Origin of the sequence: Micromonospora sp. M51 (assembly GCF_018070305.1) — a bacterium.
GTDB lineage: Bacteria > Actinomycetota > Actinomycetes > Mycobacteriales > Micromonosporaceae > Micromonospora > Micromonospora parva.
Genome location: NZ_JAGPXZ010000797.1, coordinates 1 through 2,678, shown reverse-complemented (window position 1 = coordinate 2,678; position 2,678 = coordinate 1). Strand labels below are relative to the sequence as shown.

Annotated in this window: 3 protein-coding genes and 1 pseudogene; all 4 read left to right on the top strand. The window is 74.8% G+C overall.

Translation table 11 applies throughout. The features are described 5' to 3' along the window. A partial coding sequence (locus KBX53_RS28940; RefSeq protein WP_210862765.1) for a precorrin-2 C(20)-methyltransferase occupies positions 1-496 on the top strand: 496 nt, incomplete at its 5' end. Further along, positions 493-1,326, top strand: a complete 834-nt coding sequence (gene cobM, locus KBX53_RS28935) for a precorrin-4 C(11)-methyltransferase (protein ID WP_210862763.1) — start codon at positions 493-495, stop codon at positions 1,324-1,326. The genes KBX53_RS28940 and cobM, both read left to right, overlap by 4 nt. Continuing rightward, entirely contained in the window at positions 1,323-2,474 is a 1,152-nt protein-coding gene (locus KBX53_RS28930) for a cobalt-precorrin-5B (C(1))-methyltransferase (protein ID WP_030327542.1), read from the top strand. Before cobM ends, KBX53_RS28930 begins: the two co-directional genes overlap by 4 nt. 32 nt (positions 2,475-2,506) lie before the next feature. After that, positions 2,507-2,678 (top strand): annotated as a pseudogene (locus KBX53_RS28925) (bifunctional cobalt-precorrin-7 (C(5))-methyltransferase/cobalt-precorrin-6B (C(15))-methyltransferase); the annotation flags it as partial.

Sequence of the window (2,678 nt, the reverse complement as noted above, 5' to 3'; positions counted from 1 at the left end):
GGACGAGGCGGCCCGGGTGGTCGTCGAGGCGATCGACGCGGGCGCACGGTCGCTGGTGTTCGCCACCATCGGCGACCCCAACGTCTACTCCACCTTCGGGTACCTGGCCCAGAGCGTCCGCGCGCTGCGCCCGGCGGTGCGGGTGGCGACAGTGCCCGGTGTCACCGCCATGCAGGAGCTGGCGGCGCGCAGCGGCACCCCGCTCTGCGAGGGACGCGAACCGCTCACCCTGCTGCCGGCCACCGCGGGCCTGGCGCTCTTCGCCGACGCCCTCGCCGGGCCGGGCACCGTGGTCGCCTACAAGGGCTGGCGGCGGCACCCGGAGCTGCTCGCCGAACTGCGCCGGCAGGGCCGCCTCGCCGACGCGGTGCTCGGCCGCAGCCTGGGGCTGCCCGGTGAACGCGTCGGGCCGGTCGACGACACCGGGGACGACCTGCCGTACCTGTCGACGCTGCTGGTTCCGGCCCGCCGTGAGCACCGAGGAGGAAAGCTGTGACCAGCGACGCGAAGGTGTGGTTCGTCGGTGCCGGCCCCGGTGCGGCGGACCTGCTGACCCTGCGGGCCGCCCGGGTGATCGCCGAGGCGGACATCGTGATCTGGGCGGCCAGCCTGGTGCACGCCGACGTGCTGGCGCACGCCCGCCCCGACGCGGAGATCGTCGACTCGTCGCAGTTGCCCATCGAGGGTGTGCTGCCGCTCTACCGGCGCGCCGCCGAACAGGGGATAACGGTGGCCCGGATCCACTCCGGAGACCCGGCGCTGTGGGGCGCCGTGCAGGAGCAGCTGGACCTGTGCCGGGCGCTCGGCCTGGCCGTCGAGATCGTGCCCGGGGTGTCCTCGTTCACCGCCGTCGCGGCGATCGTCGGACGGGAACTGACAGTGCCCGAGGTGGCCCAGTCGGTGATCCTCACCCGCCTCGAAGGCGGCAAGACCCCGATGCCGTCCGGCGAGCGGGTCCGCGACTTCGCCCGGCACGGCACCACCATGGCCCTGTTCCTCTCCGCCGCCCGCTCCGGGCAGGTGCAGGCCGAGCTGCTGGCCGGCGGCTACCCGCCGGACACCCCGGCCGTCGTGGCGTACCAGGCGACCTGGCCCGACGAGCTGGTGGTCCGCTGCACTGTCGGCACCCTGGAGGCGACCGTCAAGCAGCACAAGCTGTGGAAGCACACCCTGTTCCTGGTCGGGCCGGCGCTCGCCGCCGAGGGCACCCGCTCGCACCTCTATCACCCCGGGCACTTCCACACCTTCCGCCGGGCCGAGCCGGCCGCCCGCGCCGAGCTGCGCCGTCAGGCCAGCGCCCGCGCCGGGGGGACAGCCACACCATGACGTACGCCGAGCCGCCGCTGCGCGAGCCGGACCTGCCGCGTACCGCGAAGGTCCGGCCCACCGCGCTGCGCACCGGCTGGACCACCGGGGCGTGCGCGACGGCGGCGGCCAAGGCGGCGGTCACCGCGCTGGTCACCGGCGAGACCCAACAGGAGGTGGAGATCGGGCTGCCCGCCGGGCGCCGGGTGCGCTTTCCTGTCGAACGCTGCGAAGTGAGCGGCACCCCACCGGTGCGCGCCGAGGCGGTGGTGGTCAAGGACGCCGGCGACGACCCGGACGTCACCCACGGCGCCGAGCTGACCGCCACAGTGAACTGGACCGACGTACCCGGCCTGCGGCTGGCCGGCGGCGCCGGCGTCGGTACGGTGACCAAGCCCGGCCTCGGGCTCGCTGTCGGCGGCCCGGCGATCAACGACACCCCCCGCCGGATGATCGGCGAGGCGGTGGCCGAGGTGGTCGACCTCAGCGAGGTCGGCGTCCGGGTGGTGATCAGCGTGCCTCGCGGCGAGATCATGGCCCGCAAGACCACCAACCGCCGCCTCGGCATCCTCGGCGGGATCTCGATTCTCGGCACCACCGGGATCGTTCGTCCCTTCTCCACCGCGTCGTGGCGGGCCAGCGTGGTGCAGGCAGTGCACGTGATGGCCGCCCAGGGCGAGCGCGCAGTGGTGCTCTGCACCGGTGGGCGTACCGAGCGGGCCGCCCGCGCGCTGCTGCCGGACCTGCCCGAGGTGTGCTTCGTCGAGGTGGGCGACTTCACCGGCGCGGCGGTCACCGCCGCCGTCGAGGACGCGATGACCGGGGTGGTCTTCGTCGGCATGGCCGGCAAGCTCGCCAAACTCGCGGCGGGCATCCTGATGACCCACTACACCCGATCCAAGGTGGACCTTTCCCTGCTCGGCGCGGTGACCGCCGAGGCCGGCGGTGACCCGTCGCTGGTCGCCGCCGTGACCGAGGCGAACACCGGGCGGCACGCGTACGAGCTGTGGGAGGCCGCCGGGCTGCTCGCCCCGGCCGGTGACCTGCTCTGCCAGCGGGTCCAGGCGGTGTTGCGGCGCTTCGCCGGGCCGACGGTCACAGTGGACGTGGCGATGGTCGACTTCGCCGGAGCGCACGTCGTCGCCTCGTCCGGCCGGTGGCCCGGATGACGCGGGCTGAGCCGGTGACCCGGGCGGAACCGATGCCACCGACGACCCGGGCGAAGCCGGTGATCCCGACGACCCAGGTGGGCCCGGTGACCGTGGTCGGCCTGGACGCGGCCGGCGCACCGCCGCACCCCGCTCTCGCGCCGGTGCTGGCCGCTGCCGGGCTGGTGGTCGGGGCCGCCCGGCACCTGGCTGCCGTGCCCGTAC

What these genes read in the sequence shown, in the direction of transcription:
- KBX53_RS28930 (WP_030327542.1), top strand. Translation starts at nt 1,323, where the DNA reads ATGACGTACGCCGAGCCGCCGCTGCGCGAGCCGGACCTGCCGCGTACC.